This window comes from Streptococcus oralis (assembly GCF_004127215.1).
In the GTDB taxonomy this organism is placed as follows: Bacteria; Bacillota; Bacilli; order Lactobacillales; family Streptococcaceae; genus Streptococcus; species Streptococcus oralis_BD.
This window is the reverse complement of the sequence record NZ_QEWJ01000163.1, coordinates 1-383: the sequence shown is the minus strand read 5'-3', so window position 1 is coordinate 383 and position 383 is coordinate 1. Positions and strand designations below refer to the sequence as shown.

1 pseudogene is annotated in these 383 nt (G+C 67.4%); it reads left to right on the top strand.

The window, feature by feature from the left end:
* Positions 1 to 383: pseudogene (locus DF216_RS10775) on the top strand (MFS transporter); the annotation flags it as partial.

The window sequence follows — 383 nt, the reverse complement described above, 5'->3', positions numbered from 1 at the left end:
ACTGCGCATCCTGCGCAACCCGATCGTGCTGGGCCACGTGATGCTATCGCTGCTGGTGTTCACCGGCATGTTCACCGCCTACACCTACCTGGCGGACATGCTGGAGCGCCTGGCCGGATTCAACGGGCAGATCGTCGGGTGGACCATGATGGCCTTCGGCGGCGTGGGCCTGATCGGCAATACGCTGGGCGGCCGCATGGTGGACCGCAGCCCGTTGGGCGCGACTGCGCTGTTCTCGTCGATGATGGCGGCGGGTCTGGCGTTCGTGGCGCCCGTGATGCAATCGCACGGCCTGCTGGCTGTGGCGCTGGGCATCTGGGGCATCGCGCAGGCCGCGCTGTTCATCGTGTGCCACGTGCGCCTGATGAAAGCCGCCCCCGAAG